At 60.2% G+C, this 24,921-nt stretch carries 25 protein-coding genes and 1 tRNA gene; 19 read left to right on the top strand and 7 right to left on the bottom strand.

The window, feature by feature from the left end; genetic code table 11:
- Positions 1-112 precede the first annotated feature (112 nt).
- The 10 genes from BSF79_RS06230 to BSF79_RS06185 all read left to right on the top strand — a co-directional run bounded on the left by BSF79_RS06230 (position 113) and on the right by BSF79_RS06185 (position 9,976).
- Positions 113-685, top strand: coding sequence for a flagellar basal body-associated FliL family protein (locus tag BSF79_RS06230; protein ID WP_090268987.1), 573 nt, complete (start codon positions 113-115; stop codon positions 683-685).
- Between the two features lie 12 nt (positions 686-697).
- Complete coding sequence (locus tag BSF79_RS06225; protein WP_090268986.1) at positions 698-1,048, top strand: hypothetical protein; 351 nt, start codon at positions 698-700, stop codon at positions 1,046-1,048.
- Positions 1,045-1,641, top strand: a complete 597-nt coding sequence (locus BSF79_RS06220) for a MotE family protein (protein ID WP_090268985.1) — start codon at positions 1,045-1,047, stop codon at positions 1,639-1,641. Before BSF79_RS06225 ends, BSF79_RS06220 begins: the two co-directional genes overlap by 4 nt.
- A 69-nt stretch (positions 1,642-1,710) precedes the next feature.
- Positions 1,711-2,580 (top strand): flagellar motor stator protein MotA, encoded by an 870-nt coding sequence (gene motA, locus BSF79_RS06215; protein WP_090268984.1) that lies wholly within the window; start codon positions 1,711-1,713, stop codon positions 2,578-2,580.
- A complete protein-coding gene (locus BSF79_RS06210) occupies positions 2,577-4,817 on the top strand; it encodes a hypothetical protein (RefSeq protein ID WP_090268983.1) in 2,241 nt (746 codons plus the stop codon). The genes motA and BSF79_RS06210 overlap by 4 nt, the downstream gene beginning before the upstream one ends.
- Before the next feature lie 72 nt (positions 4,818-4,889).
- Complete coding sequence (locus tag BSF79_RS06205; RefSeq protein WP_090268982.1) at positions 4,890-5,672, top strand: transglycosylase SLT domain-containing protein; 783 nt, start codon at positions 4,890-4,892, stop codon at positions 5,670-5,672.
- 8 nt (positions 5,673-5,680) lie between these two features.
- Positions 5,681-7,759 carry a flagellar biosynthesis protein FlhA gene (gene flhA / locus BSF79_RS06200; protein WP_090268981.1) on the top strand — a complete coding sequence of 693 codons (2,079 nt, stop codon included), beginning with the start codon at positions 5,681-5,683 and terminating at the stop codon, positions 7,757-7,759.
- The gene (locus BSF79_RS06195; RefSeq protein WP_090268980.1) at positions 7,756-8,529 is read left to right on the top strand and encodes a flagellar biosynthetic protein FliR; all 774 of its coding nucleotides are present in this window, start codon (positions 7,756-7,758) and stop codon (positions 8,527-8,529) included. Before flhA ends, BSF79_RS06195 begins: the two co-directional genes overlap by 4 nt.
- Positions 8,526-9,605, top strand: coding sequence for an EscU/YscU/HrcU family type III secretion system export apparatus switch protein (locus BSF79_RS06190; RefSeq protein WP_090268979.1), 1,080 nt, complete (start codon positions 8,526-8,528; stop codon positions 9,603-9,605). The genes BSF79_RS06195 and BSF79_RS06190 overlap by 4 nt, the downstream gene beginning before the upstream one ends.
- Complete coding sequence (locus BSF79_RS06185; RefSeq protein ID WP_139246389.1) at positions 9,605-9,976, top strand: hypothetical protein; 372 nt, start codon at positions 9,605-9,607, stop codon at positions 9,974-9,976. Before BSF79_RS06190 ends, BSF79_RS06185 begins: the two co-directional genes overlap by 1 nt.
- Positions 9,977-10,044: 68 nt before the next feature.
- Here the strand turns inward: BSF79_RS06185 and BSF79_RS06180 are convergent.
- Positions 10,045-10,121, bottom strand: a tRNA-Arg gene (locus BSF79_RS06180).
- Between the two features lie 92 nt (positions 10,122-10,213).
- Here BSF79_RS06180 and BSF79_RS06175 point away from each other — a divergent pair.
- Both BSF79_RS06175 and BSF79_RS06170 read left to right on the top strand, forming a co-directional pair.
- Positions 10,214-11,239 carry a LacI family DNA-binding transcriptional regulator gene (locus tag BSF79_RS06175; protein ID WP_090268977.1) on the top strand — a complete coding sequence of 342 codons (1,026 nt, stop codon included), beginning with the start codon at positions 10,214-10,216 and terminating at the stop codon, positions 11,237-11,239.
- A gap of 4 nt (positions 11,240-11,243) precedes the next feature.
- Positions 11,244-12,455, top strand: coding sequence for a winged helix-turn-helix domain-containing protein (locus BSF79_RS06170; RefSeq protein ID WP_425443229.1), 1,212 nt, complete (start codon positions 11,244-11,246; stop codon positions 12,453-12,455).
- Positions 12,456-12,461: 6 nt separating this feature from the next.
- On the opposite strand, the gene BSF79_RS06165 is transcribed toward BSF79_RS06170, so the two are convergent.
- Complete coding sequence (locus BSF79_RS06165; protein WP_090268975.1) at positions 12,462-13,136, bottom strand: winged helix-turn-helix domain-containing protein; 675 nt, start codon at positions 13,134-13,136, stop codon at positions 12,462-12,464.
- Between the two features lies 1 nt (position 13,137).
- A complete protein-coding gene (locus BSF79_RS06160; protein WP_090268974.1) occupies positions 13,138-13,428 on the bottom strand; it encodes a hypothetical protein in 291 nt (96 codons plus the stop codon).
- 184 nt (positions 13,429-13,612) lie between these two features.
- Here BSF79_RS06160 and BSF79_RS06155 point away from each other — a divergent pair, with 184 nt between their 5' ends.
- From BSF79_RS06155 to BSF79_RS06145, 3 genes are all read left to right on the top strand, one after another.
- Positions 13,613-14,089 carry a hypothetical protein gene (locus tag BSF79_RS06155; RefSeq protein ID WP_090268973.1) on the top strand — a complete coding sequence of 159 codons (477 nt, stop codon included), beginning with the start codon at positions 13,613-13,615 and terminating at the stop codon, positions 14,087-14,089.
- A 99-nt stretch (positions 14,090-14,188) separates the two neighbouring features.
- Positions 14,189-14,821 carry a ribonuclease HII gene (locus BSF79_RS06150; RefSeq protein ID WP_090268972.1) on the top strand — a complete coding sequence of 211 codons (633 nt, stop codon included), beginning with the start codon at positions 14,189-14,191 and terminating at the stop codon, positions 14,819-14,821.
- Between the two features lie 91 nt (positions 14,822-14,912).
- Entirely contained in the window at positions 14,913-16,019 is a 1,107-nt protein-coding gene (locus tag BSF79_RS06145) for a site-specific DNA-methyltransferase (protein WP_090268971.1), read from the top strand.
- Between the two features lie 159 nt (positions 16,020-16,178).
- Here BSF79_RS06145 and BSF79_RS06140 read toward each other — a convergent pair whose 3' ends face one another.
- Positions 16,179-17,315 (bottom strand): alkane 1-monooxygenase, encoded by a 1,137-nt coding sequence (locus BSF79_RS06140; protein WP_090268970.1) that lies wholly within the window; start codon positions 17,313-17,315, stop codon positions 16,179-16,181.
- 52 nt (positions 17,316-17,367) lie between these two features.
- Positions 17,368-18,453, bottom strand: coding sequence for an A/G-specific adenine glycosylase (mutY, locus tag BSF79_RS06135; RefSeq protein ID WP_281248632.1), 1,086 nt, complete (start codon positions 18,451-18,453; stop codon positions 17,368-17,370).
- Between the two features lie 82 nt (positions 18,454-18,535).
- Here mutY and BSF79_RS06130 point away from each other — a divergent pair, with 82 nt between their 5' ends.
- From BSF79_RS06130 to BSF79_RS06120, 3 genes are read left to right on the top strand one after another with little or no spacing between them, the layout of a single operon-like run.
- The gene (locus BSF79_RS06130) at positions 18,536-19,045 is read left to right on the top strand and encodes a DUF721 domain-containing protein (protein WP_090269104.1); all 510 of its coding nucleotides are present in this window, start codon (positions 18,536-18,538) and stop codon (positions 19,043-19,045) included.
- Between the two features lie 14 nt (positions 19,046-19,059).
- A complete protein-coding gene (locus BSF79_RS06125; protein ID WP_090268969.1) occupies positions 19,060-19,719 on the top strand; it encodes a DsbA family protein in 660 nt (219 codons plus the stop codon).
- Positions 19,716-20,831, top strand: a complete 1,116-nt coding sequence (locus BSF79_RS06120) for a CaiB/BaiF CoA transferase family protein (protein WP_090268968.1) — start codon at positions 19,716-19,718, stop codon at positions 20,829-20,831. Before BSF79_RS06125 ends, BSF79_RS06120 begins: the two co-directional genes overlap by 4 nt.
- A gap of 288 nt (positions 20,832-21,119) precedes the next feature.
- Here the strand turns inward: BSF79_RS06120 and BSF79_RS06115 are convergent, their stop codons facing one another.
- Positions 21,120-21,773: a YggS family pyridoxal phosphate-dependent enzyme gene (locus tag BSF79_RS06115; RefSeq protein WP_090268967.1), complete on the bottom strand. Its 654-nt coding sequence runs from the start codon at positions 21,771-21,773 to the stop codon at positions 21,120-21,122.
- 138 nt (positions 21,774-21,911) lie between these two features.
- Between BSF79_RS06115 and BSF79_RS06110 the strand changes: the two genes are divergently transcribed.
- Positions 21,912-23,660: a sulfotransferase gene (locus BSF79_RS06110; RefSeq protein ID WP_090268966.1), complete on the top strand. Its 1,749-nt coding sequence runs from the start codon at positions 21,912-21,914 to the stop codon at positions 23,658-23,660.
- Between the two features lie 106 nt (positions 23,661-23,766).
- On the opposite strand, the gene BSF79_RS06105 is transcribed toward BSF79_RS06110, so the two are convergent.
- On the bottom strand, positions 23,767-24,663 hold the full coding sequence (locus BSF79_RS06105) for a porin (protein WP_090268965.1): 897 nt from the start codon (positions 24,661-24,663) through the stop codon (positions 23,767-23,769).
- Positions 24,664-24,921: the final 258 nt, after the last annotated feature.

Here is a 24,921-nt window from a genome sequence, read left to right as displayed (position 1 = left end):
TCAGACCGGACTTTCTGCCCGGCGTCGAAAGCATGTTTCCTTGATGAGCCTTAACAATCGGTTAGCTCCTGCCGGGTTATAGACGTTTTGTCAAAAAGTTCGGGAACATCCTATGGCTGTAGCAGAAGCGACCCAGGCCCAAGCGCCGAAGAAAACGTCAAAAACGCCTATTTTCATTGGGCTGGTGCTGGCACTTGTTGGCGGCGGCGGCGGGTATTACGCGGCAACATCGGGTTTGCTGGGAATCGGGGAATCGCAGGCCGAGGCACCTCATGGTGAAGAAACCGATCATGAGGCACCCGATCATTCTGGGGCCGCGTCTGATCCGCATGATGATGGCACGGCAACCGATCACGGCGACGGCAGCTCCACTACGGCCGTGGGTGATTTGGCCTTCGTTCCGGTTGACCCGTTGGTGATCTCGCTTGGTCCCCGCTCTGCCGCGCACTACCTGCGGTTCCGGGCGCAATTGGAAACCCCGAAGAAGTACCGCGCCGAAGTTCAGACCCTGATGCCAAGGGTGGTGGACGTGCTGAACAGCTATCTGCGCGCGATTGAGGTGGCAGATCTGCAAGAGCCGACAATTCTGGTGCGCTTGCGGGCCCAGATGTTGCGCAGAGTTCAGATTGTTACCGGACCGGGACGCGTGAACGATCTTCTGATCATGGAATTCGTATTGAACTAGGAGAGATCTGAGATGGATATGATCGCAGACATATTATTGGTGGCCGGCGCCCTAGGGGCTGGGCTTTATTGCTACATACTTGCGCGGCGTTTGAGCCGGTTCAACGACCTTGAGAATGGGGTTGGCGGAGCCGTGGCTGTTCTCTCGTCGCAGGTGGATGATTTGACGCGCACGTTGAGTGCCGCGCAACAAACCGCCTCCGCATCGACCAGTTCGCTGGATGGGCTGACCGATCGGGCAGAGAATGTCGCAAAGAGACTGGAGCTATTGGTTGCCTCTATGCACGACCTTCCCGACGCGGCGCCTGAGCCGACATCACACCCGGAGCCAATGTTCGTGCGCCACGCCGGGCCACGCCAATGAGTAAAAGACTCAAAACACGCTCAAGACGCCCCGGAAAGGGCGCCTTGTCCCTCATCGCTTGCCTGCTGCTGGGGTCCGCCCTGATCCGGCTTGGGATGGGGGCCGGACAAGCACTGGCAAAGGCTGATCCCGCGCCACATACGCCCACCGCTGCGCCTGTCGTGCAGGAAACATGTGAAACACCAGAAGATTATCGCGCGATGATCGAGGCATTTCAGGTGCGTAAGATACGCCTAGATAGACAAGAAACCCAGATGCGCGACCGGATGCAAGCCTTGGCAATTGCAGATCGTGAAATCGAAACCCGCATGTCAGCGTTGCAGCAGGCCGAGGAAAATCTAAGGGCAACATTGGCTTTGGCGGATCAGGCCGCCGAGGGCGACATCACGCGTCTGGTGGCCGTCTACGAGACAATGAAGCCCAAGGATGCTGCGGCATTGTTTGAGGAAATGGACCCAGATTTTGCTGCAGGTTTTCTGGCGCGCATGGCACCAGAGGCCGCAGCGGGCGTCATGGCCGGGCTCAGCCCACAAAGCGCCTATACAATTTCTGTGGTGTTGGCGGGCAGAAACGCGAACGTGCCCAAAGAATAGCGCGACGCTCGACGGTTTCTTAACCCTTCGCGGCCAATATGACCGAAAGAGTTTTCTGGAGCAGATATCATGTTCGGACTGATCGGAATTGTCGTCATCTTTGTGATGGTTTTTGGTGGATATCTGGCAGCCGGCGGAAAGCTGGGCATCATCATGAAGTCACTGCCTTTCGAGATGATGATGATTGGCGGCGCAGCTGTCGGAGCCTTTCTGATCAGCAATGATCTGCGTGCTATAAAACATACAACGAAAGACATCGGGAAGGTGTTCAAGGGCCCGAAATGGAAACCTGGTGACTATCGCGATTTGCTGTGCCTTCTGTTCGAACTCATCCGCCTGGCGCGTGCCAACCCTGTGGCTGTGGAAGAGCATATTGAAACGCCTCAGGACTCATCTATTTTCTCCAAATACCCCAAAATCCTGACTGACAAAGAAGCCGTAAACCTGATTTGCGACACAATGCGCGCGGCCTCGATGAACTACGACGACCCCCATCAGGTCGAAGAGGTTTTGGAAAAGCGTATCGAGGCGAACCTGCACCACGCCCTGCACTCCAGCCATGCCTTGCAAACAGTTGCAGATGGCCTTCCCGCGCTTGGCATTGTCGCCGCGGTTCTGGGCGTAATCAAAACGATGGGGTCCATCGATCAACCGCCAGAGATCTTGGGAAAGATGATCGGCGGCGCGCTTGTCGGCACGTTTCTTGGTGTTTTTCTTGCCTATGGATTGGTCGCGCCATTTGCCACAAAGGTGAAAGCAGTGGTTGAGGAAGATGGGCACTTCTATCAATTGATCCGCGAAGTGCTTGTGGCAAACCTCTATGCTCACCCGACAAACATGTGCATCGAAGTTGGGCGACAAAACACGCCCTCGCACCATCGGCCCAGCTTTTCCGAATTGGAAGACGCCTTGAAAGCGACGAAACAGGAAGCGGCATGAAGCGCCTAATCTTCTGCGCCCTATTGTTGCTCATCTGTGCGCGCGGAGCTCTTGCTGCTACAGCCGAAGTGCGATCCGGCGAGCATGTCGAATTCACCCGGCTGGTCGTCGACCTGCCAACCCCCGCGCAATGGACGATCAGGAAAGATGACCGCAGTCTGGTTCTCGATGTGTCAGGACCGAAGCTGGCTTTTGATCTCAGGCACGCGTTTGATCGAATTGATCGCAGCCGCGTCGCGTCTTTGAAAGATGTCCAAGGCCAACTGCATATTGGGCTTGCATGCGACTGCGCCTATGAAAGCTATATCCTGGGCAGCCGGATGCTGGTCATAGATGTGTCTTCGGAAATCAATCCGCTCCCCTCCCATCCCCCCGAACATCTGACCAAAGCAAATTTTGAACGCCTCGGCTTTGGGCAATACTTAATGGTCGAACCGCTCGATCTGGGCGTTCCGGTTGACGCAACAGAGACGCCGTTGTTCGGTCCCGCACCTCAGACTTTGCCCGCGCTTCGGGGCGGCCCCCCGTCGCCCCCGAAAACCGTAGGGGCCGCTGAAAAGAGATTGTTGATGCAACTCGGGCGCGCCGCATCGCAAGGTTTGCTGGACGTGAAAACGCGCGCGCCGATCAATTCCCCAAAGGAAAAGCCGCTAAAAAGCACCCAAAGCGTCGTTGACCCCAAACGGAGCGGCAAAAATATCAACCTTCGCGCTCAGACAAGCATCGACCGAGAGCTTCGGCCAAGTATGCGGCTTCGTGAAACGGCGCCGAGTGGCGCTGAATGTTTGAGCGATGATGATCTCGACATTGCGAATTGGCGCCACGGAGGCGACTTCGCTTCTGGCCAAGCTGAACTGCGTCTACATCTCGGGGACGAGATTGAACAAATCGACCCGAATGTGGCCCTGAAGTTGGCGCGCCATTACCTCCACTTCGGAATTGGAGCTGAGGCAACGCAGGTCTTGAGGTTTGCGGACGAGACTTCAGAAACCGACGTTCTCTTTGCTATCGCGAATATATTTGATGGTGAGCCTGATCCTCAAGCATCTGCTTTGCGATATCAAATCGGGTGCGACACCTCAGCCGCATTGTGGGCTCTCTTGGCCTCAAAGGCCCCGACGGGGGAGCTCACGCCGAACATTGATGCCATATTGCGCGCATTTTCAGCTTTTCCCGAGCATTTGAAACAATTAACGGCCCCAGAGTTGAGCGAAAAACTTCTTGCTGCGGGTGAAATGGAAGCGGCACAATCCGTTTTAAGGATTAACAAGCGCTCAAGTACGATTGAGCCGACGGCCAACCAAATCGTCTCAGCGAAAATAGACGCGCAGAATGGAGAGCTAGAAAAGGCCTCGCAGACATATGAAAATGTTCTCGAGGATACAAAACAGCTCCCCCCAGAAAGCCTGCTCGCTATGGTCGATACTTATTTGAGCCTTGGCCAGCCGATTTCACCGGCAATGGCCGATCTGATTTCCAGCTATGCATACGAGTACCAGAAAGACACGATTGGTCCGGCCCTATCTCGCGCCTCAATTCTGGCCCGTGCAGACTCAGGGCAGTTCGACGCAGCATATTCGGAGCTTGGTCATGTCCCTTCGCCGGACCACGATCCTCAAGGCCGCCCAACCTACGATGGGTTCCTCGATATCCTCACTCGCAAGGCAGAGCCGTTTGAATTTGTGAAATACTCCAGCAGCCTCGCGGAACACGCCGCTGAATTCGACCGCAATTATTCCAACCACGCGGCGCGGCGGCTTGTGAAACTCGGCTTTCCCGAAACGGCGTTGAAGTTTCTCGTTGCGGGCGTGGAAGGTCCCGATGCCCGTGACAGGCGGATATTGCGCGCGCTTGCTGCGCTTGAAATGGCCGACGCCCAACAAGCCGAGGCTGATGTCCTTGGCCTCAACGGTCCGGACGTCGAAGCCATAAGGGCAAAGGCGAAATCAATTCTCGGCCAACACGATGCGGCTTATCACTCGTTCATCGCGCTACAGGATCAGGATGCCGCACAGCAAGAAGCCTGGCTCGCCGGAAACTGGCAGGGGCTGGCGCAGGCAGGTCAGGATGAGGTTTCCGAACTGGCGCATCATCTTTTGACTGAAAAGCAGCAGCTGCCAACGCATGAAAAAACTTCACTCGCGCACAGCAAACAGTTGCTTGGGGAAAGCGTGAAAGCCCGCACGCTTTTGGAAGCAGTGCTTGCGTCCAAAGACGTTAAAACGGCCCCCCCCTAACTGACGCTTACCAAAAATAAATAAATGCCTTCTAGAAAGGTGGTAGCAACAGAAGGTGCTGAGAAGATCAATATGCACGAACCATCATCTAGCAGAGCGCATTTCTATGGCGGGCGATCGAACGCATATGCCGTTTGGGATATCCAAAACCTTTTCGCCTCGGTTTGCAAAAGGCTCTGCCTCCTCGTTGCACTCGTCACGCTTGGCTCTATCGGTGCACATGCACGCGGAACGCAAGTGTGCGACGACGCCGCCAGACTGGCCGCAAAAGAAACAGGCGTGCCGCTTTCCATATTGCGCGCAATAACCCGCACAGAAACTGGCCGCAGGCAAAACGGTGCCGTCTCGCCGTGGCCCTGGACTGTAAATATGGAAGGTAAGGGCGTCTGGTTCGATTCAGAGGATGAAGCCCTCTCATATGTCTTTCAGCACTTCAAACGTGGCGCACGCAGCTTTGATGTCGGGTGTTTTCAAATCAACTACAAATGGCACGGGCACGCATTCAACTCGATTGATGAAATGTTCGCCCCCGAGATGAACGCGCAGTATGCCGCTCGTTTTCTTGCTCGCCTTTTTCAAGAAACCGGCGATTGGGACGCCGCCGCAGGCGCATTCCATTCCAGAACGCCAGAGTACGCGCAAAAATATCTTGCACGCTACAATACAATAAAATCGTCTCTGATCAGCACGTCAGACGATGCGGACGCACCTGAACGAGGGCCCACAATCACAACGAAACACAACGGTTTTCCGTTGTTGAAGCGGGGTACGACCTCTGCCGCCCTCGGCTCATTGGTCATCCTGCCAGACACCCCAAACCGCACGATCTTCGCCCGCATCAATCCTGAAGGTTGAGTGTTTACATGACCCTTGGATCCATATTTCGCCCAACCGTGCTCTTCGCCTTTGCACTGATGACGGTCATCGTGATGATGATCCTCCCGGTCCCTGCCTTTGTGTTGGACATTGGGCTTGCGACATCCTTCGCGCTCGCGATCTTGATCTTCACAGTCACGCTGTTTATCGAACGACCGCTCGATTTCTCGGCTTTTCCGACAATCCTCTTGGCGTCGCTGATGCTCCGCCTGTCGCTCAATGTGTCGTCCACCAAATTGATTATCGGACAAGGTCACACAGGGACGCGGGCAGCGGGCGATGTAATCGAAGGCTTTGCCAGCTTTGTCATGTCTGGCAGCGTTTTCCTGGGGCTGGTTGTCTTCGGCGTTTTGCTGATCGTCAACTTCATGGTGATAACCAAAGGTGCCGCGCGCATGGCCGAGGTCGGTGCGCGCTTTGCACTGGATGCCATGCCGGGCAAGCAGCTCGCAATTGACAGCGATATGTCCGCCGGCGCGATCGACCATGCTGAAGCAAAATCAAGGCGTGAAAGAGAACAACAAGAGACAACCTTTTTCGGCTCGCTGGACGGCGCCTCGAAATTTGTAAAAGGGGATGCTGTTGCAGGGTTGTTGATCACACTTCTAAACTTGATCATGGGCTTGATTATGGGGGTTGTCGTCCATGACATGCCGATACAGTCGGCATTTGAGACATATGCGATTCTGACCGTCGGTGATGGGTTGGTAACGCAAATACCCGCAGTCATCATTTCGATCGCTTCCGCTCTATTGCTCGCGCGTGGGGGGGCGACAGGATCGACGGATCTGACCCTCCTGACACAGCTTGGAAAATATCCGCCTGCCCTGGCCACGGTTGCGGCTTTGATGGTTGTGTTTGCACTGATCCCCGGCCTCCCCTTCATCCCGTTTCTGGCAGGCGGGCTTGTGCTGGGCTTCGCAGCGTTCGTTCTGAACCGAAATACGATAGCCAAAGACGGGGCAGAACAGGCACAATGCGACGCCCCCGGACCCGAACCCGCAAAGCAACTGGGTGACGTACTCGACCTTGACGACATTCATGTCGAATTCTCTCCGGATCTTGTGAGCATGGTCCTCGACCCCGGAACGGGCCTCGATGTTCGGATCACGAATATGCGGCTGCATGTGGCCAAGGTTTTTGGCCTCATCCTGCCAGAAATCAGGTTGACCGATGAACCTAGCCTGCCCCCCGGCACCTATGCCGTTCGTATTCAGGGCGTTGAACAAGCCCGCGCGCGCTTGCGCCCGGAAAAGGTACTGGCGCTGATCCCCGATGGCGGGGGCACTGTTCCCCCGGGCGAGGACGTCCGGGAGCCCGTGTATCAGGCGCCCGCCCGCTGGATCAATGCGACGGACCAGGATCAAACGGTCCTCGCGGGCGTCACAATCGTCAGCCCCGCCGAAGTGCTGGCAACGCATTTGCTTGAGGTGATCAAACAAAACTTCGGGCGTCTTCTGACCCTCAAAACACTGCGCCGGTTGCTCGACGAGATGGTAAAACTCTCTGATCCGACGCGCGCAGAAGCAAACCGTAGGCTGCTGGACGAGTTGATTCCGGATCGTGTGCCAATCGATGCCCTTCACGCGGTTCTACGGCTGTTGCTGGAGGAGCAGGTGTCGATCCGCAACATGCCGCTGATCCTGGAATCCGTGGCCGAGGGCCGAATGATCAGCGCCAATACAGAGACGATCTGTGAACATGTTCGGCAGCGCCTTGGCTTCCAACTGGTTGCGGCGATGCGACGCGAGGATGGCACGATCCCCCTGATCCAGCTAGCGCCGGAATGGGAAGACTCCTTTGCAACCTATCAAATCGACAGCGATCGTGGCGGGTTGGATGTCGCGCTGCCACCGGATCTGTTCAACAAGCTTGCGAATGCTGTGTCAGAAAGGGTCGGCGAAGCCGCGGAACGCGGAATTTTCCCCGCCCTAGTCACGTCCACGCGGCGGCGGCGTTTCCTGCGCACGGTCCTAAGTGCAAAAAGTATCTCAGCTCCGGTGCTATCCTTCGAAGAAATCGGGCTGGAAGCAAAACCCTCACTGGTCGGACTGGTTCAGGCATGACGGGGCTGGCGGCCCTGACCGGCTGGGCCGAGGAAGGGCTTTGGCACATATTTCTAGTGTTTTTCAGAGTTGGCGCGGTGGTCTCGCTTTTGCCCGCATTTGGCGAGCATTCGGTGCCAGCGCGGGTAAAACTCGCCGCAGCTTTGGCGTTTACGCTGATCGTCGCACCTTCCATCCCCCTCTTTGCCCCCGAGGTCTGGGCGCTTCCGGCGCTCATTCACTATTTGTTAACCGAAACGCTAAGCGGCTTGGTCTTGGGCATGGGGTTTCGCCTTTTCGTACTGGCGCTGCAAACTGCGGGTTCGATTGCCGCGCAGTCCACCTCGCTTGCGCAAGTCTTCGGAAACGCCGGGGCAGAGCCGATGCCCGCCATTGGGCATATTCTGGTGGTTTCTGGCCTTGCTCTGGCCGTGATGACTGGCCTGCATGTGCGGGGCGCGGCGCTGATGATACTGTCCTACGAGATGCTCCCGCCCGGCACCTTTCCGGATCCCACGCATATGATGGTGTGGGGCGTTGGCCACATTTCGATGGCGTTTTCTCTGGCTTTCACCCTCGCCGCCCCGTTCTTGATTATCTCGTTGCTGTATAATTTAACGCTCGGCGTCATCAATCGCGCCATGCCACAACTCATGGTCGCTTTTGTCGGTGCTCCGGCGATCACAGCAGGCGGGCTTGCATTGCTGCTCGTGTTGTCGCCGCTGATGTTGACGGTCTGGATGTCAGCTTTCAACGCCTTCATGGCGGCTCCCACCTCGGTCCTGCCATGAGCGGCGACGACGACAGTGAAAAGTCCCACGAACCAAGTCAGCGCAAGCTCGACGAGGCCAGAAAAAAGGGTGAAGTTCCACGCTCGAACGATTTGGCAACCACGGCCGGCTACGGCGGCTTGCTTCTGGCCCTTATGGCCACGGGGCAGGCTGGCGTAACACACATGGGCGAAGCGATGATGGCTTTGATCGCACGGTCAGACCGCCTTGCGATTGAGCTGTTCGACGGCGGCGCACGCGTGGGTACAGGCACCATCATGTCAGCCGTTTTTCGCGCCATTGCTCCGTGGTTCGCTTTACCCGCACTTGCCGTCGTGCTGGTGATCTTGGCGCAGCGCGCCTTTTTGTTCACCCCGTCCAAACTCGCCCCGAAGCTGTCCCGCGTGTCGCCCATGTCGAATGCCAAGAACAAATTCGGGCGCAGCGGCCTGTTCGAATTTGCAAAAAGCTTTGCCAAGTTGGTGATTTACTCCGCCTGTCTTGGCATTTTTCTGAATACCCGCCTGCCCCAAATGACCGAGATCGTTTGGACAACCCCAATGATCGCGATGACAATTCTCGCGCGCTTGGCGATCGAGTTTCTGGCGGTTGTTTTCATCGTCTCGATGACAATTGGCGGCTTGGACTATCTATGGCAATATCAAGAACATATGCGGAAAAACCGCATGTCCCTCAAAGAGCTGAAAGACGAACACAAAGACTCCGAGGGCGATCCGCACATGAAGCAGAAACGCCGTCAGCGCGGGCAGGAAATCGCGGCCAATCAAATGATGGCAAATGCGGCGGGCGCGGATGTCGTTATCGTCAACCCGACCCACTACTCAGTTGCGCTGAAATGGAGCCGCAAGAAGGGCGAGGCCCCGATCTGCGTGGCCAAAGGCGTTGACGAAATCGCACTGCGCATCCGCGAGATCGCGCAAGAAAACGGCATCCCGATCCACAGCGATCCCCCCACCGCGCGCGCGCTTTATGCGACGACCGAACTCGGGTGGCAAATTGCGCCCGAGCATTACATGGCCGTGGCTGCGGCTATCCGGTTTTCCGAAGCAATGCGGAAACGAGCAAGGAAATGGTGATGAAAAAGAAGTTGCAGGAGCTTGCACAGATCACGGAAACGATTTTTGCGGCTCAGTCCACAACGATGCAGCAACTGCGCACCCAGGAAGCAAAGCTTCGAAACGACTTGGCCACTCTGATCGCAAACGCAAAACAGGCCGAAGCCGATTTCAATTCCGACCTGTCACTGAAGGCGACTGGCGCGGATATCCTGTGGCAAGGCTGGGCCGGGCGCAACCGCGCGGAGTTGCAAACCCGTTTGGCCAATATTCTGGTGTCCAAAGCGGAAGAGGCCGAAAACTTGAAACAGGCCTTTGGCCGCAAAGAAGTCGCCGCAGAACTGGTTCAACGCGACATCCAGGATCGCCGCAAGATGACCTCAAGGTATTGAGCCCCGCCTGCCCAAACCGACCCGATTTTGCGCTCTCAAGGTCCGGCGTCGATGCACCCCAGCGAAAATGGTGACCCCGACTGGATTCGAACCAGTAACCTGCCCCTTAGGAGGGGGCTGCTCTATCCAGTTGAGCCACGGGGCCACGCTCTCGCGTCATAGCCCGACGCAGTGACTTGAACAAGCCCGTGGGTTCGCGCTAACACTTGACGACCGAAGTTTTCAGGATCCAGCCTATTGAGCCGAAATGAGAACCGCCCCCTGACCCTGCGCGACGTGTCCGAAGCCTCGGGTGTGTCCGAGATGACTGTCAGCCGTGTCCTGCGCAACCGCACGGACGTGTCCCAAGCCACCCGCGAAAAGGTGCTGAAGGCCGCCAAGCAGCTTGGCTATGTCCCCAACAAGATCGCAGGCGCATTGGCCAGCCAGCGGGTCAATCTGGTCGCGGTCATCATCCCGTCGCTGTCAAACATGGTCTTCCCCGATGTGATGACCGGTATCAGCGGCGTTTTGGAAAATACCGGGCTTCAGCCGGTTGTCGGCGTCACTGACTATCTGCCTGAAAAAGAAGAAAAAGTTCTCTACGAAATGCTGTCGTGGCGCCCCTCTGGCGTCATCATCGCCGGGCTGGAACACTCTGACGCCTCGCGCGCCATGCTGCGTGCTGCCGGTATCCCCGTGGTCGAAATCATGGATGTCGACGGCACCCCGATCGATACCATGGTCGGTATCTCGCACCGCCGCGCCGGGCGTGAAATCGGTAATGCCATCGTCAAGGCGGGCTACAAGCGGATCGGCTTCATGGGCACCAAAATGCCCCTCGATCACCGCGCCCGCAAACGGTTCGAGGGCTTTACCCAAGCGCTCGCCAAAGGCGGGATCGAGGTCGCCGATCAAGAGTTCTACTCCGGCGGCTCCGCCCTCGCCAAGGGCCGCGAGATGACCGAAGCGATGCTCAAACGCACGCCGGATCTGGATTTTCTCTACTATTCTAACGATATGATTGGCGCTGGTGGGCTGCTCTACCTGCTTGAACAGGGCCGCGACATACCGGCACAGATCGGCCTGGCCGGCTTCAACGGGGTCGAGCTGCTGCAAGGCCTGCCCACGCAGCTGGCCACGATGGATGCCTGCCGCACCGAAATCGGCCGCCGCGCCGCCGAAATCATCGTCGCCCGCATTCAAACCCCCGACGACGACATCCCCACCCGGATCGAGCTGACCCCGACCCTCAGCTATGGCGACACCTTGCGGCGGGGCTAGGCGCGTGGCCACCCCCACCCTGTCAAACGCGCGCGCCCGGCGGCTGTTCCTGCAAACCCACGGCCTCAGCGGCCTGCCCCCCGGCCCCGGCAAAGGCGCCGATCTGGCCGGGGTGATCGCGCATCTGGGCTTTGTTCAGCTTGACAGCATCAACACCGTGGCCCGCGCCCACGACCTGATTCTGTTCGCGCGCCGCCCCTCATACCGCCCCCGAAATCTTGAACTGCTGCTGGACCGGGACCGCGCGATATTCGAGCACTGGACCCACGACGCCTCAGTCATCCCGATGCAATTCTACCCACATTGGAAACTGAAATTCGCCCGCGACGCCGACCGCCTGCGCGATCGCTGGAAAGCCTGGCAACGCCACGGGTTCGAGGGGAAGTTTGACGAAATCCTGACCCGCATCCGCGACACCGGCCCGCTGTGTTCCAGCGACGTCGGCACGGACGAGGTGAAAAAAGGCGACGGCTGGTGGGATTGGCACCCGTCGAAAACCGCGCTCGAATTCCTCTGGCGGCGCGGCGATCTGGCGGTGGCGCGACGGGTTGCGTTTCAAAAACACTATGACCTCAGCACGCGGGTGATCGCCCCTGATATGCTGGTCCACCTTCCCGATCCGCAAGACACGATAAACTGGGCCTGCGCCGAGGCCCTGAGCCGCCTTGGCTTCGCGACATCGGGCGAACTTGCCGCCTTCTGGGATCTCGTGACCCCGGCCGAGGCGCGCGCATGGTGCGCATCCGAACAGGCCAGCGGCAAGCTGATCGAGGTCGACATCACCAGCGCCGACGGCAGCCTCCGGCGCAGTTTTGCCCGCCCCGATATCTTCGATCAGGCCGCCACCGCCGCCGACCCCACCGGGCGTATTCGCGTGCTCAGCCCCTTCGACCCGGCGCTGCGCGACCGCAAACGCGCCGAACGCCTGTTCGGCTTCTTCTACCGGATCGAGGTGTTCACCCCTGCCGCAAAACGCCAATACGGCTACTATGTCTTTCCGCTTCTCGAAGGCGACCGGCTGATCGGGCGGATCGACATGAAATCGCACCGGGCCGAGGGCACCCTGCGCGTGACCGCCCTTTGGCCGGAACCCGGCGTGCGTTTTGGCAAGGGCCGCCTGACCCGGCTCGAGGCAGAGCTCGACCGCGTCGCCCGGTTCAGCGGTTGCGACCGGGTGGAATTCGCCGACGGCTGGCTGCGCGAAACACAGCCCTAACCCCGCTCAAAGCATCTTGATCACGTCCCGATCAACCGCCAGCATATACCCCTTGCGCGCGATGTTCTTCACCAACAGCTCGCTGATCATCTGATTGCCCAGCGTATCGCGCAATCGCTTGATCCGCGTCGCCCCGGCCGCCTCGTCGCAATCGGCGGCATTCCGACCAGACACCACCGCCTCGATCTCGGCCCCCGACAGCACGTCGTCATCCATTCGCGCCTCGGCCAGCACCGACAGCGTTTCCATCGCTGCCGCCGTCAGGCGGAACCCCATGTTGTTCAGATAAACCGTGCTCTCGTCCCGGCTGATCAACAACGACGAAACCTGAATCCCCGAATGTTCAATCTGCGCCATCCGCCGGTTCATCGCCGCCAGCATCACCAGAAACACCAGCGCGGCAATCAACAGCGCCGTGGCAAACACCAGCAGCACAAAAATCACCATCCGGTAACTGTTCAGCGTCGCCGAAAACGCGGTGCCCGATTGCGCCAGAATCTCCAGCAACTTGATCTCGGCCTGCGCCGTCAGATCGTTGTTGTCGATAAACAGCTGCTCGACCCGCGCATTGAACGCGTTGGCATCGGGCAGGTTCACGAACAACAGCACTGCCGCCAGCAGCAGGATCAGAAAAATCGCCGCCAGCCCGAAACCGACCAGTCGCCCCCCCGAGCGGCGCATCTCAGAAGCGGAGGAAGTAACGTCCTGCACTGTCCTGCCTTTCCTTCAAACCATCCTTGCCGAAGACCGACATCACATTCAGCAACGTCCAGCCATTGGGTTTCAACCGCGCCGCAACCTCGGATCGCGCCGCCGCGACCGAACACGGCCCCGACAGTTCAACCACACCGTAATGTAGCTTTAGCGGATTGTCGCGCTTGGCTTTGTAGTCGGCATAGCAGCTCTCCGCCGAGGCCGCAGACGCGACCGACAGAACCAGCACCGACGCAAGAGAGAGGAGGATATGTTTCATGTACCCAGAATGCGCAGTCTGTCGCTGTTATTCAATAACCAAAGGGGTTTGGCCTGCGTGTTATCCGATAACAGGCCGGTGTTATTGCCTGACTCGCCGTTCGGACCCAGTTTGATCCCACACCGCTCGGCGACACATGAGCCCGGGCATCTTCCATCACGCTCACCCCGAAAGGATCACGCTTATGTCCCGCAAATTCATCGCAACAATTCTGGCCGCATCGCTGGCGATCACTGGCTTCAGCACCGCCCCCGCCCAGGCCGGAAATGACGACCTGGCAAAGTTCCTCGCCGGGGCCGCTGCTCTGGTCATCATCGGCTCGGCCATCGACGATAACAAAAACCGCAAGGTCGTGACGCGCCGCTATGACGACAACCGCTACTATGGCACCACCAACCAGCATCAACATCGGTATCAGCACCAGTACGAACGCCGCTCTGCCCCGCTGCCCCGCTACGACGACAAACGTTACAATGACCGTGGCCGGAACCAAGCCAAGTCGCGCGATCACCGCCCGTCCGGCGCGAATGACCGCCACGCGGCCCGCACTCACCCCCGTGCCCGCGCTCTGCCCGAACAGTGCCGCCTGCCGGGTCGCGGCAAAGCGGCCTACTCCGCCAAATGCCTGAATCGCTACGGTTATCGCGCAGACCGCCAGTAACCTGATCGCGCCAAACGCGCTCCACATTGCCCCGCGTCCGCCCCCGGACGCGGGGTTTTGGCTTGATCCGCCGCCGCAACTGCGCTTTGTCCCACCGGCATGAGCACACCTGATTTCTCCTTCGAGACCGAATCCCAGATGCAGGGGTTCACCCGCGTCGCAGGCGTCGATGAAGTGGGCCGCGGCCCGCTGGCCGGACCGGTCACCGCCGCCGCCGTCGTTCTGGACCCCGCCCATATCCCGCCGGGGCTGAACGATTCCAAGAAGCTCACCGCGAAACGCAGGCAGGCGCTGATCGCGCTGCTGCTCGAACACGCCGATGTCTCGATCGCCCATGCCAGTGTCGAAGAGATCGACGAAATCAACATCCTGCGCGCCAGCCATCTGGCGATGGAACGCGCCATCGCCGGTCTGCGCACCCCGCCCGACTTTGCCCTGATCGACGGCAATCTGATCCCGCGCGGCCTGACCCTTCCCGCCCGCGCCATCATCAAAGGCGACGCGCTTTCGCTCTCCATTGCGGCGGCCTCAATTGCGGCAAAAACAAGGCGCGATCAGATGATGTGGGATTTAGCGCAACAGTTTCCCGGCTATGGCTGGGACTCAAACGCCGGATATCCGACAAAACAGCACCGCGAGGCGCTGCAAAATCTTGGTGTCACCCCTCACCATAGACGTTCGTTCAAACCGGTCCACAACATCTTGTATCAACATAAAAATCTAAGTGACTGATTCAAAAAAGAAATTGACCGCGAATCAGCTTTGACTCATCTTTGTACCTAACCAAAGAGCGCACTAATGCGCCGTGGAACCGAGGCAGAGAATGACGACAATGACCAAAACAAAGAGCGCAAACGCGCTCCCTCTCAACACGATTCTGGCAGGCGATTGCATCGAGGTGATGAACAGTCTCCCCGAGGCGTCGGTGGACCTGATCTTTGCTGATCCGCCCTATAACCTCCAGCTCAGAGGCGACCTGCATCGCCCCGACAACTCCAAGGTCGATGCCGTCGATGACGCATGGGACCAGTTTTCCTCCTTCGCGGCCTATGACAGATTTACCCAAGACTGGCTGGCCGCGGCGCGTCGTTTGCTCAAACCCAATGGGGCCATTTGGGTGATCGGCAGCTATCACAACATCTTCCGGGTCGGCGCCGCGTTGCAAAACGAAGGCTACTGGATCCTGAACGATGTGGTCTGGCGCAAAGCCAACCCGATGCCGAACTTCCGCGGCAAACGCTTCACCAACGCCCATGAAACCATGATCTGGGCCTCCAAGGCCGAAGGCGCAAAATACACCTTCAACTACGAAGCGCTGAAATCCCTGAACGAGGGCATTCAGATGCGCTCTGATTGGGTTCTGCCGATCTGTAACGGCGGCGAGCGGCTCAAGGACGATAACGGCGACAAGGCCCACCCGACCCAAAAACCCGAAAGCCTGCTGCACCGCGTACTGGTCGGCTCGACCAACCCCGGCGATGTGGTCCTCGATCCGTTCTTTGGCACCGGCACCACCGGCGCCGTCGCCAAGATGCTCGGCCGCGATTACATCGGGATCGAGCGCGAAGAGGCCTACCGCAAAGTCGCCGAAAAGCGCCTCGCCAACACCCGCAAATACGACCGCGAGGCGCTGATGGTCAGCACCTCCAAACGCGCCGAACCGCGCGTGCCCTTCGGCCAGCTGGTCGAACGTGGCATGCTGCGCCCCGGCGAGGAACTGCTCAGCATGAATGGCCGCCACAAGGCCAAGGTCCGCGCCGACGGCACCCTGATCGGCGATGATGTCAAAGGCTCGATCCATCAGGTCGGCGCCGCCCTCGAAGGCGCGCCCAGCTGCAATGGCTGGACCTATTGGTGCTTCAAGCGCGACGGCAAAGTGGTCCCCATCGACCTTCTGCGCCAACAGATCCGCGCCGAAATGGCCAACTAAGCCACACCCCATAAATACAGTTACCGCCGATGCCTGTGGCCTGACCACAAGGTATTACCTTGGCCCCGCCTTCACCGGCGGGGCTTTTTTACGCGCCAAACCGCCAAGGCTTCTTTCTGACCAAAATACTCGCGCCGCAGGCCCCCGCCCTCAAAGCCCTCAAAGCCGGGGCAGCGGGTTGACCCCCTTGTTATAGGCCACCCAATCGGTGATCTCGGGATAATACATCTCGCGCCACTTGCGCACCCGTGGGTTCATCCGCGCGCGCCACAACGGCGGGATCATCGCCACCGCCGCCATCAAAGGATAGCCAAACGGCAACTGCGGCGCCTCATCCGCGCCGACATTCTGCAACAACGGAAACCGCCGGTCAGGCTTGTAATGATGGTCCGAGTGTCGCTGCAAATTGATCAGCAACCAGTTGGTCGCCTTATGCGCCGCATTCCATGAATGATGCGGTTTCACATGCTCGTATTTGCCACCGCCCAGATGTTTGCGCGTCAGGCCATAGTGCTCAACATAATTCGTCAGTTCCAGCTGCCACACCGCACTCAGCGCCTGCACCAGAAACAGCACCACGCCTTCCCAGCCGCCAACCAGCAGCGCCAGCACCAGCGCCCCCAGCTGCAACGCGCCATAGCGCCAGAACGGATTGCTCATATCCCCCGCAGGCAGAGACTTGCGCTCCAGCATCGCCGCCTCCGCCGCCCAGGCCGACGCCGGGCACTCGCGCACCACACGCAGAAAATACCGATGGAACCCTTCGTTATACCGCGCCGTCACCGCATCACGCGGCGTGCCGACATGGCGGTGATGCACCAGCAAATGCTCGGACCGGAAATGCGAATACAACACCGTCGCCAGCAGCAAATCCCCCAACCAGCGCTCCAGCTTGTTTTTCTGATGCATCAGCTCGTGGCTGTAAACGATCCCGATCGTGCCCGAAATCACCCCCACCCCGGCAAACAGCACCAGCTTTTCCAGCCCGCCCAAGTGCGCCGCCCGCGTGGCATAGAAAATCATCCCGTAAATCATCACCGCCTGCACCGGAAACCAGATCAGCGTGATCAGCCGATACCAGAACAGATCCTCCTCGGGCGTTTCCGGGTCGGCGTTTTCGACATTCAGCCCCAGCACCGCATCCAGCAACGTGAACAGCCACCACGCCCACAGCGGCAACAGCAGCGTCGCCCAGCCGCCAACCCCGGCACTGATCATCGCCACCGGGATCAGGCTCAGCGACAACCAGAACGGCGCGGCGCGGCGAAAATGGGAAAAATCGGCAGCAAGGGGCATCAGGCTACTCCGTATCGGATCACAACCATATCAGGCACAACTTAAGACAAGCTTACCCATCATTGTCGAACGTGCTTTGCGCAAGGTCAAACGCCTTTCGCATCACCGTCGGCAGATCCGATGGCCGAAACTCCCCCGCGGGCAGAAACGCCCCCGCCTCAGGTGCCGCCTCAATGGCCACCTCGGCCACATGAACCCGCAACCGCAGGTGAAAATGCGTGAACGTGTGCAGCGCCTCGGCGGGCACCTCGGACCACTCGGCCTGCATCGGCGGAGCCGCCTCTGGCACGGCCTCAATCCACTCCGACCCCGGCCAGCCCAGCATCCCGCCCAGCAACCCCTTGTCGGGCCGCCGCTCCAGCAACCACGCCCCATCGGCCCGCCGCACGACATAGGCAATGCCGAACCGTACCGGCTTGGGCTTTTTCGGCAGCTTTTTCGGCAGCATCGCCGCCGTCCCACGCACCCGCGCCAAACACGGCGCCCGCCACGGGCAAATCCCGCAGGCGGGGCTTTTGGGTGTGCAGATCGTCGCCCCCAGATCCATCACCGCCTGCGCATAATCCCCCGGTCGCACCTCGGGCGTCAGCGCCGCCGCCAGTACCGTCAGCTCGGGCTTGGCGGTGGGCAGCGGGGTGTGCACGTCATACACCCGCGCCATCACCCGCTCCACATTGCCATCCACCACCACCTCGGCCCGGTCAAACGCAATCGAAGCAACGGCTGCCGCCGTATAAGGCCCGATTCCCGGCAGGCTCAGCAATCCCTCGCGCGTGTCGGGAAACACCCCGCCATGATCCGCCACCACCGCCCGCGCGCATTTCAACAGGTTGCGGGCGCGGGCGTAATACCCCAGCCCGGCCCACTCCCCCATCACATCGCCATCCGCCGCCGCAGCCAGCGCCGCCACATTCGGCCAACGCGCAGTGAACCGTCGGAAATACTCCGTTACCGCCGCCACGGTCGTCTGCTGCAACATCACCTCGGACAACCACACACGATAGGGGTCGGGGCGCAGCTGCGCCGCGCGATCCTTCGGACCCACCCGCCATGGCATGTCGCGGGCGTGGTCATCATACCACGCCAGCAGATCCGCTGCCGCCGGTCCCGCCGCCCTGTCGCCACTGTCGTCACGCAATGTTTATCCCTCCGAAGTGCCCAATTCGCTGGCGTCCCGCCACCGCCCCACTAGAATAGCGCCCAGTTCAGGGATGCAAGACATGGCCTATCGACCCAGCACAACAAAAGGGTTCGCCCGAACCTCTGCCCTGCTTCAGGGCCAGATCCGCCGCGCTGGCGAAACCCGTGGCTTTGCCGTCACCCGCCTGCTCACCCACTGGCCCGAGATCGTCGGCGAGGACATGGCCAACATCGCCCGCCCCGTCGACGTGAAATACGGCCGCCAGGGCTTTGGCGCCACCCTGACCGTGCTGACCACCGGCGCACAGGCCCCGATGCTGGAAATGCAAAAGGAAAAGCTGCGCGAGAAGGTCAACGCCGTCTACGGCTACAGCGCCATTTCCCGGATTCGCATTACCCAAACTGCCCCCACCGGCTTTGCCGAAGGGCAGGCCAGCTTTACCCACCGCTCGCGCACACCTGCGCCGCAAGCCCCCGACCCGCAAATCGCCCGCGCCGCCACAGCCGTGGCCGCAGGCATCGGCGATGAAAATTTACGTGATGCGCTTGAAGCCTTGGCGCAGAACGTTCTATCCAAGTCAAAACGTTAGGAAGGGATTCCAATATGAACCGCAGATATGCTCTGGGCGTGATCGGCGCCGCCGCCGTCGCCGGAGGCGCGTTTACGTTGACCAACCGCACTGGCGGCCTGCCGGAACTGGGCGCCGCCTATGCCGCAGGCGCCGAAGCCGATACCTCGGGTGTCCTTGAAATGACCATGGGCGCCGTCGATGCCCCCATCACGCTGGTCGAATACGCCTCGTTCACCTGCCCGCACTGTGCCAACTTCCACAACGGCCCGCTCAAACAGCTCAAGGCCGACTATATCGAAACCGGCAAAGTGCGCTTCATCTACCGCGATGTCTATTTCGACCGCTTCGGCCTCTGGGCCTCGATGATCGCACGCTGCGACCCCAACCGGTTCTTCGGCATCTCCGATCTGCTCTATAACGATCAGAAAAGCTGGATCGGCAGCGGCGACCCCAGCGAAATCGCCGAAAACCTGCGCAAGGTCGGCCGCATCGCCGGGCTGACCAACGAACAGCTCGAAACCTGCCTGTCCGACAATGACAACGCCAAGGCCCTCGTCGCCTGGTACGAGGAAAACAGCACCCGCGATGAGGTCACCTCGACCCCGACCCTGATCATCGACGGCGACAAGCACTCGAACATGACCTACGCCGAGCTGCAAACCCTCCTCGACAAGAAACTGGGGACGGAATGACAACCCCGCTTGCCGGACTGAAAGTCGTCGAACTCGCGCGCATCCTGGCCGGCCCCTGGGCCGGTCAAACCCTCTCCGACCTCGGCGCCGACGTGATCAAAGTCGAATCCCCCCAGGGCGACGATACCCGCCAATGGGGCCCGCCGTTCATCCAGCACGAGGGCGAAACGACCGCAGCCTATTTTCACTCCTGCAACCGTGGCAAATCCAGCGTCACCATCGATTTCCGCACCTCCGAGGGCCAGCAACAGGTCCGGGACCTGATCCGCGACGCCGATATCCTGATCGAGAATTTCAAGGTCGGCGGGCTGGCCAAATACGGGCTGGACTACGACAGCCTGCACGCGCTCAACCCGCGCCTGATCTACTGCTCGATCACCGGCTTCGGCCAAACCGGCCCCTACGCCCACCGCGCCGGGTACGACTATATCATTCAGGGCATGTCGGGCCTGATGTCGATCACCGGCGACCCCGATGGCCAGCCCCAGCGCACAGGCGTCGCCGTCACCGACCTCTTCACCGGGATCTATTCCGTCACCGGCATCCTCGCCGCGCTCTATCAGCGTGAAAAAACCGGGCTGGGCCAACAGATCGACATGGCCCTGCTCGATGTCGCCGTCTCTGTCACCGCCAATCAGGCGATGAACTATTTCGCCACCGGCACCCCGCCGGGGCGCACCGGCAATTATCACCCCAACCTGACGCCCTATCAGGTGTTCGATTGCGCCGATGGCCATATCATCATCGCCACCGGCAACGATGGCCAATACCACCGCCTGTGCACCCTGCTGGGCCTCGACTGGATGGCCCAAGCCCCCGAATACCTCACCAATGCCGACCGCGTTGCCAACCGCGCCGCGATGATCGACCTGCTGATGGCCGCAACCCGTCAGCGCACCAAAGCCGATCTTCTGACCGGCTGCGAGGCCAACGGCATCCCCGCCGGTCCGATCAATGACATGGCCGATGTGTTCGCCGACCCTCAGGTAACCGCCCGCGGCCTGCGGATCGACCCCGAGGGCGTTCCCGGCATCCGCGCCCCCTTCCGCTTTTCCGAGGCAGAACTGAACCTTGCTTGCGCCTCGCCAAAACTCGGACGAAACAACAGCTGAGCATCACGCCTCCCGCAGGCGCTCAGCCGCGCCTGCCCCCTGCGCCCGGTTTCTTTCTGACCAAAATACTCCCGCCGGAGGCGGAAAACCCTGCGACGCAAAACCGCCGCAACCGGTTAAGCCCGCCCCGTTAACCCGCTCCCTTGCCCGTCACGATGTGCATCAGATGTGCATGGTCTGTGCATGTGTTTCACATGCCCCAAAACCACCGCATCGCCCTTGTTAACCTGCACGAACCGCGCCCGGCGCGCGCAGCCCCCCGCACACGCCCGAACGCCCGGTTAACCCTCAGCCGTAATCGCGCTCGCCAAAAATCGCCGAGCCGACCCGCACATGCGTCGCCCCCAGCGCGATCGCGCTCTCGAAATCGCTGCTCATGCCCATCGACAGCCCCGTCAACCCGTTGCGTGCCGCGATCTTGCCCAGCAACGCAAAGTGCAGCGATGGCTCCTCGTCGACCGGCGGGATGCACATCAACCCCTTGACCGGCAGATCCAAGCCCCGACATTCTGAAACGAAATCATCAGCTTGCGCAGGCAGGACCCCGGCCTTCTGCTCCTCCTCGCCGGTGTTGACCTGAATGAACAGGTCGGGGCACTGCCCGATGTCCTGCGCCAGCCGCGCCAGCGTCGTCGCCAGCTTGGGCCGGTCCAGCGAATGGATCGCCTCGAACAGCTCCATCGCCTGACGCGCCTTGTTGGTCTGCAACGGCCCGATCAGATGCACCTCAACACCCTGAAAACGTGTGCGAAACTCTGGCCACTTGCCTGCCGCCTCCTGCACCTTGTTTTCACCAAACACCCGGTGTCCCTGTTCCAGAACCGCCTCGACCCGTGCATTCGGCTGTACCTTCGACACCGCAATCAACGTCACGCTGCCCGCCGCCCGTCCGGCCGCCCGCTCCGCCTTTGCGACCCGCTCCTTGATCTCTGAAAGTGCCATCCCGACCCCCTTTTTTCCTTTGCCGCAAAGAACACCACCGCGCCGCAAAAGAAAACCCCCGCCCCTGCCCGCGCAACGCCCATTGATGCCACTTTGCCCCCTGCCTATAGTCCCGCAACCCGACACGGAGCAGACAAAATGGCATACAACCCGCACGCCGATGCCGACCGGATCATGGCCCATCTCAACGCGGGCCAGTTCAAACAGGCCTTCAAAGCCGCCAAAGCCGCCACCAAAGCCTACCCGCGCGAGGCGTATTTCGCCAACCTTGCAGGCACGGCACAGGCCCAGATGGGCGAGGAGCGCGAGGCGATCACCTGGTTCCAGAAGGCGCTGAAACTCAACCCCGCCCACCCTGATGCACAGAACAACCTGATCCAGGCGCTGATTTCGACCGGGCAGGCCAAGCGTGCCCTCGACCTGATCACCCGGCTGCTGCCCAAGCGCCCGGACCGCGCCAATATGCTGTATTTTCAGGGCCTTGCTCAGATGAACGCCGGGCTGCCCGACGCCGCCCTTGCCTCGCTCGATCAAGCGCTCAGCCTTGATCCCCGCCAGCCCCGCACCCTCACCCTGCGCGGTGTCCTGCGCTCTGAGGCCGGGGACGAAGACGGCGCGATCACCGATTATCAGGCCGCTCTGGCACTCAATCCCAAGGCGCCCGACACCCTGTCGAACCTGTCGACCGTGCTGGGCCGCAAACACCGGATGGACGATGCGCTTGCCGCTGTCGAAAAGGCGCTTGCCCTCAGCCCCAACCATATCGCTTCGCTACAGCGCCACGCCGTTGTGCTCAATGAACTTGGCCGCCGCACTGATGCCATCACCGCCTATCGCCGACTGCTCATCGCCGCCCCCAACCACCCCGAGGCCCTGCTGGAACTGGCACTCCTCTCGCCTGCCGAAGACCGACCCGCGCTTCTGAACACGGTCGACGCGGCCCTGCGCAGCACGCCCAAAGCCGCCCCCGCCGCGCCCTTTCTGGCGCTGGCCAAAGCCAACCTGCTGATGAAATCCGCCGACGGCGACGGCACTGACGCTGACCGCTGGTTCCAGACCGCGAACGAGGGCTTCGCCCGCCAGCGTCCCTTCGATCCCGCGCTGGCGCAGGCCGAATTCGCCGCGATCACCGCGCGCTTCGCCAATGCCACCGACCTGCCGCCCGCCGCGGCACCAGAACAGCCCGCGCCGGTCTTCGTGCTTGGCCTGCCGCGCTCTGGCACCACGCTTACCGAACAGATCCTCACCTCGCACCCAGCGCTGTTTGGCTGCGGTGAACTGGCCACCGCCGGGCGCCTTGTCCGCCCCCTGCTTGAGGCTGACACCGACTTTGACCCCACACAATTCGCGCAAAGCTATCGCGCCGCCCTGCCGCCGATGCCCGAGGACACACAGGGGTTCATCGACAAGATGCCCGCGAATTATCGCTATATCGGGTTCCTGCTGACAGCGTTTCCGAACGCGACAATCCTGCATATCACCCGCGATCCGCGCGACGTGGCCCTGTCGATGTGGCGCACGTATTTCTCCAGCCCGGCGATGGCCTTTACCTATGACCAGCGCGCCATGGCGGCGCAGATCAACATATATCGTCGCTATATGGCCCACTGGCAGGCACTGTTCGGCGGCCGGATCACCGATATTTCCTATGAAACACTGGTGCGCGATACTGAAAACACCAGCCGCACATTGGCGCAGGCCTGCGGCGTGGACTGGCACCCCGACATGGCTTTGCCGGAACGCAACACAGCCCCAGTGCTGACCGCCAGCGTCGCGCAGGTCCGCGAGGGCGTGCATGACCGCTCGCTCGGCGGCTGGGTGCGGCACAAACAGGCTCTGTCACAGGTGATCGACAACCTTGATCCCGCTCTCTGGCCTGATCTCTGATCCCAGAACGTAAAAAGGGCCCGCAGGCCCGCACGTCATATCAGACAAAAAGAAAGGGCAGGTCAAATGACCTGCCCTTCTTTTAGGATCGTCTGGTTCTAAGATATTAGAACGAGAACTTCAGACCCAGGTCGGCACGTGTTGTGCTGCCGGCCAGGCCGCCGAGCGAAACAACGCCGCCTTCGATCGAAGCGCCGCCACCCAGCTTGTGCTTGACGCCAACACCGTAGTTTTCGTCATCGATTGCTTCGTCATGGTTGACGTAGCCGATGATGGTGGTTGCTGCGCCAGCTTCGAAGGAAGCCGAAACGCCGTACTTCATGTCGCCATCGTTGTCAGCAACCTGCAGAGTAACTGCGGCGGGGCCGAAGTTGCCCGATGCGGTCAGCGCCCAAGTGGTGTCGCCAACGATATCGCTGTCCTGACCAGCCACGGCGACGGAGTAGTCACCCATGGTGTAAGCAACAACCAGAGCGGTACGGTCGAAGTTGCCGTTGTAGGCGTTGTCGAACGAGTGCGACAGGTGAGCCGAGAAGGCGCCTGCAGCGTATTTCACGTCAACACCCTGACGGCCGGGAGCACCGGAAGTGTAATTGTCGGCGGCGTAGTTATAAACAATGTCGCGGTAGCCCAGGCCGGTCAGGCCAACGCTGCCAGCATACATGCCGGGCATGTACTCGAGTGCACCCTGAACGTGACCCATCGAGATTTCCAGACCACCGGTCGAAACCCAGAAACGGGGAGCGTTGAAACCGGCGTTGCCGGCGTAGCCATTCGACATCTCGTTCGCTTGGTAACGAGTCTGTGCACCGAACGACAGGCCGTTGTCGGCTTCTGCAGTTGCGGTCACGATCAGACGGAGACGGCTTTCCATCGTGGTTTCTTCAGCTGCGTTTTCGATGTAGATCGCGCCAAAGCGGGCGTAGCCGCCGAACGAAACGTCTGCAGCTGCAACACCAGCGGTTGCGACCAGAGCAGTCGTAGCGAAGAGAACTTTTTTCATCTTTTTTCCCTCGGTTTTCCAATCAGCCCCAAAACGGGGAATCCGATTTGGGTATGAATGTTCTCTCGCTCTTTTCGGGGTCGCATTGCAAGCTCAGCCACCTTTCGTGCCACATTGCCGCCTCGGATGGTGCAGCTTTGCCACACTCTCTCCGTCGCGGCGGCGCAATTCTGCTGCACGACCCGCCCTATATAGCGTAACGCACTAAGTTCTTGCCCCTCGCCGGGCCGTTCGGTAGGACGGTACAAAAGCAGGATT

It is taken from the genome of Thalassovita taeanensis, from assembly GCF_900110775.1.
GTDB classification, from domain to species: Bacteria; Pseudomonadota; Alphaproteobacteria; order Rhodobacterales; family Rhodobacteraceae; genus Litorimicrobium; species Litorimicrobium taeanense.
This window is presented reverse-complemented; position numbering and strand designations above follow the sequence as displayed.